Source organism: Pseudomonas sp. RGM 3321, assembly GCF_022836805.1.
Lineage (GTDB): Bacteria > Pseudomonadota > Gammaproteobacteria > Pseudomonadales > Pseudomonadaceae > Aquipseudomonas.
Genome location: NZ_JALHBH010000068.1, coordinates 1 through 5,294 on the forward strand (window position 1 = coordinate 1; position 5,294 = coordinate 5,294).

Annotated in this window: 5 protein-coding genes; 3 read left to right on the forward strand and 2 right to left on the reverse strand. The window is 54.9% G+C overall.

What is annotated here, in order from left to right; translation table 11 throughout:
- Positions 1–115: 115 nt before the first annotated feature.
- A complete protein-coding gene (locus RGM3321_RS00345; RefSeq protein ID WP_244391070.1) occupies positions 116–736 on the forward strand; it encodes a hypothetical protein in 621 nt (206 codons plus the stop codon).
- Between the two features lie 168 nt (positions 737–904).
- Here the strand turns inward: RGM3321_RS00345 and RGM3321_RS00350 are convergent, their stop codons facing one another.
- Complete coding sequence (locus tag RGM3321_RS00350; RefSeq protein ID WP_244391072.1) at positions 905–1,198, reverse strand: DUF1330 domain-containing protein; 294 nt, start codon at positions 1,196–1,198, stop codon at positions 905–907.
- Positions 1,199–1,247: 49 nt separating this feature from the next.
- On the reverse strand, positions 1,248–1,490 hold the full coding sequence (locus RGM3321_RS00355) for a hypothetical protein (protein WP_244391074.1): 243 nt from the start codon (positions 1,488–1,490) through the stop codon (positions 1,248–1,250).
- A gap of 81 nt (positions 1,491–1,571) precedes the next feature.
- Between RGM3321_RS00355 and RGM3321_RS00360 the strand changes: the two genes are divergently transcribed.
- Complete coding sequence (locus RGM3321_RS00360; RefSeq protein WP_244391076.1) at positions 1,572–1,802, forward strand: cobalamin biosynthetic protein; 231 nt, start codon at positions 1,572–1,574, stop codon at positions 1,800–1,802.
- A gap of 197 nt (positions 1,803–1,999) precedes the next feature.
- Complete coding sequence (locus RGM3321_RS00365; protein ID WP_244391077.1) at positions 2,000–4,807, forward strand: TrlF family AAA-like ATPase; 2,808 nt, start codon at positions 2,000–2,002, stop codon at positions 4,805–4,807.
- The last annotated feature ends 487 nt before the right edge of the window (positions 4,808–5,294 follow it).

The following is a 5,294-nucleotide window of genomic DNA, read 5'->3' on the forward strand; positions in this document are numbered from 1 at the left end:
ACATCGTGCGGTTCTATAACGAGGGGCGATTGCACTCGACACTGGGCTACGTGCCGCCCAATCAGTATGAGCGGCAAGCGGCCTGACGATCACCGATTGAGGTGTCCGGAAAAAGTTGACCACTACAGCTGGCATCCGCGCTGAGAAACGCCGAAGCCTTGCCGAAGTGTGGGTCTTGCCGGGGATCCGCCCCATACTTTTCTTCACACTGCTGTACGTGCTCTCCCACAACATTCTCTATACGTACATTTCTCCTCAGCTGGCCCTGGCCGGGCTGTCGGAAGAAACGGATAGGGTGTTGCACGTGTTCGGCGTCGCGGCTCTTATAGGCCTTTGGGCAGTGGGGACGATGATCACCCAGTGGCTATGGCAGCTTACGTTTCTGAGCATTCTTCTGTTTGCGATCACGAGCCTGGTTTTCATTTTGCTCCCGACATCTCAGGTCGCAGTTTATGTGGCGGTCGCAGTGTGGGGACTTGCATTTGGAGGGGCGGCGACGCTGTTTCTGACTGGCATTTCCAATGCCGCCGGCGTATCGCAGGATGTTGCCCAGTCAATGATGGTCACCTTCTGGAACTGCGCTATTGCTGGAGGAGGGCTGGTCGATGGCCTTCTTTTGGGTTCGTTCGGCTCACCCTCGTTCTCTGTCGTTACATTGGTGCTCTTGGCTATTGCCGCATGGATCCTATGGTATAGCTGCGGCCAATCCTACTGGAGGGGAGCAAGGGACTACTAAAGGCGCTGCAGGCATACGTTGGTGCCTGCAGCTCCAATGTCTTGCGTCAGCCGATCACGGCGGGGCGCATAGGGCCCCGGCATGGCATCAGATGTGGTGGCCATGCCGACACTGCCTATGCCAGGCCACATAGGCAGGTTACATTTCAAAAGCGCCCTGACGTCTAGATCAGGCGCTTATCCCCTCAACGATAAAGACGCGGTACTCAGCGCCCCTTAGGCGATGCTGAAGAGCCTTCTGATACAAGGGGCTTTCATAGGCAGCTCTGGCATCGGCCATCGTTGGAAACTCAATCACAATTGCACTATCGACAGGAAGGCCTTCCAACATTTCAACTTCTCCGTAAAACGCGAGAGGTTTGACGGGATGGCCAACCGATGCTGCCAGCGCCAGTTCCTGATACTTCCCGAACTCTTGCGCGTCAGTGATTCGATCCCTGACGTAAATCATGTAGGCGCTCATATCTCATCTCTCCGTAGACGCCCGCCACCTGCGGGCATCTGTGTGGGAATCAAGCAGTGATTACGGCACGTGGAAGATCGCTCAAGCGTTCGGCAAAGTTGAGCTCGAAATCACCTACCTTACCCAGACCCGCATCAAGCATCTTAGTGAACGCACCCTGAGCTTCAGGCCATAGATCGACGCCTTGCAGGATATGATTGGATGTCCAGAGATCACCTTTTGAAGGAATGCCGGCACGGCCATTCACCATCTTTTTGCCTGTTTCCAAGGCTCGCTTCTCGAAACCGCTCATTCGAGTAGCCAAGGTATGCACAGAGGCATCGAGCTCAGCATCCGGGATGGATGCGATTCACGAAGCCGTAGCGCTAAGGCTATGGACGAAGCACAAGCGTGCGACATGTTTTTATCGGTAGGAACATCCGGCATGGTTTACCCAGCTGCGGAGTTGCCTCTGCATGCATTGAGGTACCGGGCCAAGGTCGCGCATATCAATCCGCAGATATTTGAGACCAGCCATGATGAATATTTCCTGCAGGGACGGGCATCTGAAGTGATGATAGATTTGCTGGCTAAGGCGTTCAGTGATTCGCTCCTGGAGGACTGAGCTACGTCCGTGTTGTGCCACCAGGGCTGGGATCCCCGCGAAGTCGCGATGCGGTTCAAACGACCTTGCGTTTCAGCTCAGCCGTCCTTGCGCCATGGCGCCTGGAGGGCAGAACCGTCCAGTGCTTGAACAGGGCGTGCGCGGATTGCAGCAGAGTCAAGAATATGTCGGTATCTAGAATTCAATGGAGTAGGGCTGTGAGTGATTATCAAGGGATGCGGTGGTTCAAGGCTGACTTTCAGGTTCAGACTCCTGAGGACAGCAAGAACTGGGACGACGTTGACCTGCGCCTGGGCAATCCCAGGCGACCCAAAGTCAACGGTGTGATCTCTGAAGAAGGTATTCAAGACAAGGCCCGGATCTTCCTTCGGCGGTGCCATCAGCTCGAACTGCAGATCATCGGCCTTACTGATCACAACTTCTCTGAGCAGCCTGATCCCAATGACTGGTTCTTGACCCATTTGCTCAGGCAAAACAAATCGGTCGCGAGAGAAGTGGGTAAGCCGCCGATTTCGTTCTTCCCAGGGTTTGAGGTGGACATCGGATATCACGTCCTTTGCCTGTTTGAGACTACGAGCAACGCTCAAGACTTGATTGAGGTTAATCGGGTGCTGACCAAGCTGGGGCTCGCGGAGCCCGATCGGTTTGACCGTGGCGAACCTCGCCCGCTCCGCCACCGTAACAGTACCGTGAGCCTCGCGGCGTTGATTGACATTGTTCAGAAGGAATATGGCGGGCTCGTCATTCCTGCTCATGCCGACCAAAATGACGGTATGTTTGCCGACGCATCACATCGTCCAGACTACGAAAACCCCGACTTGTATGCCGTCGAGGTCACTCAGTATCCGCCCGGGCCTAAAACGGCCAGCATCTTGAACGGTAGTAATCCTCAGTGGTCACGACCAGGACAGCAGCCGGCGTTCGTGCGATCGTCGGATGCTAAGTCGCTCAAGATGGATGAGCATGGTAGCCCCAAGGCAAACTCCCTGGGCTACCGTCACAGCTGGGTAAAGTGTTCGAAGCCATCAATTGCCGCGTTAAAGCAAGCTTTCCTTGATCCAGATTCCAGAATTTGTCTTGGGCAGAGTCGACCCAGTGATTTGGAGCGGCACCCTCGCATACGTTCGATCAGCGTATCCAACACCCGCTATCTCCAAGATCAGCAACTGGTGTTTTCCCCGAACCTGAACACCTTGATTGGCGCTCGTGGTACGGGCAAGTCCACAATCCTGGAACTGCTTCGGATGATGTTTGCCCGTGAACAGGGAGGCTCACTATCGGAGAAAACGGTTACCAAGGCGAATCGGGCAAAAGATACGCTGTTGGACACTGCCGTGATTCAGGTTGAATGGGAAGGCATTCCCGGCCAGCTCGATACACTTCAGTTTTCACCTGCGGCCGGGATCTCCCTTATTCAAGGTGAGGCTCACGACCTTTCGACGTACTTGCGCCACATCCCGGTTCAGTTCTATAGCCAGCAACAACTGAGCGACCTCACTGCCCCAAACGGTCAACCTCAGTTGCTGATGATGCTGGACGAGGCGTGTATCGACGAGCTGAACAGGTTGGCCGGAGAAGAGCGCACGCTCATTGCTGAGATCAAAAGGCTGTTTGCAGCTCGCAGTCAGGTCAATGCCATCACCGAACAGGTCGTCACGCTTTCGCAGGAACTGGTAGAGCTCGAACGTCAGTGGCAGGCACGTAAAGACGTGCAACAAGAAGCGCTGGCATACCAGCAAGCGCAACGAGCAAAGCGGTTCCTTCAAGACCTCCGTGATCGAGCGGATGCTGATCTCGATATCCTCAAGGCTGCCGGTACCTCCTTGGATGCTGTCCCAGTTAATGAAACCGTCGTTGCCGAGGCTTGGCCTCACTCCAACTGGATCGCCGGTCACGCAAAAGAGGCTGAGGTATTACGGAATCGATTCAAGGAGAAGCTCTCCGTCATCGTAGGTGATTTGGCCGCTGAGACTCAGACGCTGTTCGGTCAAAACGTGGAGCGGCAAGAGGCAATTCAGGCCCTCGACACTGCGCAACGGGCGTTTATTGATGCCTGTGCGAAGAAGGGCATTCAACCGCAGGACGTGAGCCGCCTGCAAGAGCTCGATCGTAGCAAGGAGGCCAAGCAGCTTGCGCTCGATGAAAAGAACAGTCAGCGCCATGTCTTGGACGGTACCGAGAAAGCCTTGGACGCATCCCTGGCGCAACTATTTGCTGTCTGGGAGGCGCAGACCCAAAGTCGCGTGGCAGCTGCCACCGAACTCACCAGCAAAACGGGAGGGTCGATACGAGTTTCGGTGAGACCAATGGCTTACCAGCCGGCCTTCGAAACCCTTTGGATGAGCATCGAACCGGATAGGCGAACTCGCATCGGCAAGGAGTGGTTCACCATCGGCATTGAGCTGCTCAACAGTTTTGTAGCTGAACCGAACAAGCCCGTTTCTCCTTGGGCGCACATTGAGGATGTCTTGAGGCATCCCGAGAACGGCCCTGAAGTGTTGAAGCAGTTCCAGGACGAAATTGGTGATTACCTATTCAAACAGGATGAGGTTTGGCAAAACTTCCGCCTGAGCCGGATCCCGGATGTCGTAGACATTGAGCTTTACCGGGCCGATAAAACGCTGGTGGGAAATCTTGAGGGTGGCCAGCTCTCAGAAGGTCAACGTAATACTGCGATCCTCCATATGCTGCTGGTGATGGGGGACGGCCCTATTGTGATTGATCAACCCGAAGACGAGGTGGACGCCAGTTTCATCTACAAGGAGCTCGTCCCGTTGCTGCGCCAGGCAAAACAGGCGCGTCAGCTCATCCTGGCAACCCACAACGCGAACCTGCCGGTGAACGCCGATGCTGAGTTTGTATTTGCCTTGGACTCGCATCAAGGAAAGGGGCGAGTGAGGGCTCAAGGCGGCCTAGACCGGAAAGAGACGTCATCGGCCGTCTTGGACATCATGGAGGGATCTGAGGAAGCGTTCCGCCGTCGACTGCAAAAATATCATTTTTGACGCCGTTCATGTTCGGTGGAGCTGCCCGACCTCCGAAGGGATTGAAGACTGAAAATGTAAGGAAAACGTTCTAAAGAGTGGCCGCCCTCCATCAGCATGGAAGACGCATCCTTCTCACGCGTCGGCGCAGCGACAGGTAAGAAACCTTGCTTTACGTCATCCGATGCGTAGTCCTGAGTCTACCTATCGCCTATGTCTACGTAGGCATGCGCGTTTCTGAAAGTCGCGTAACTGAGTCGTGAGAGGTCTTGAAATAGTGGGCATTCGCCCTGATGAAGATCATCCCTACTACCAAATGGATTTTTTCATCTCATGGGTCAAGCGAAGCAACGTGGTACCAAAGAAGAGCGTGTAGCTCAATCTGACCTTGCCCCCGAGAAACGTATCCCTTAACCCGGCGTCGGGGTCGAGTATCTAGGGTTGTTGCCTTTGCCAGTTCTGCTCGTATTGCATCGGACTTACGTAATGCAGCGTCGAGTGCAGGCGC

What these genes read in the sequence shown, in the direction of transcription:
- RGM3321_RS00350 (WP_244391072.1), bottom strand. Translation starts at nt 1,198, where the DNA reads ATGAGCGCCTACATGATTTACGTCAGGGATCGAATCACTGACGCGCAA.
- RGM3321_RS00355 (WP_244391074.1), bottom strand. Translation starts at nt 1,490, where the DNA reads ATGAGCGGTTTCGAGAAGCGAGCCTTGGAAACAGGCAAAAAGATGGTG.
- RGM3321_RS00360 (WP_244391076.1), top strand. Translation starts at nt 1,572, where the DNA reads ATGGACGAAGCACAAGCGTGCGACATGTTTTTATCGGTAGGAACATCC.